Annotated in this window: 1 protein-coding gene; it reads left to right on the plus strand. The window is 48.6% G+C overall.

All coding sequences use genetic code 11. The annotated features are described in order from the left end of the window. Nucleotides 1–255 (plus strand): hypothetical protein (locus V7S75_RS12080; protein ID WP_459514238.1); only part of this gene is annotated, 255 nt, incomplete at both ends.

Genomic DNA, 255 nt, shown 5'->3' on the forward strand with positions numbered 1-255 from the left:
ACACGAATGCGTTGAAGGCTTTGACTATTACGAGTGGCGGCGAGGTTCAGTTCAATTCGGGTTTGACGATTCGTTTGGGTAGTGGCTATTATAATTATACGGGCTATGACTTAACGGTGAATGCAGGTGGTAGTGTTCGTATTGGGGGTGTTTTGGATGTGAGTGGACCGGATAATTCATCTTCGCAGAATTCGCCACGCGCGGGTAATGTGAGTATGGTAGTGGGGGGTGATTTGTTGGTGAGTGGCAGTGGTC

The sequence above is a fragment of the Aquirufa sp. TARAVU-A1A genome, from assembly GCF_054558675.1.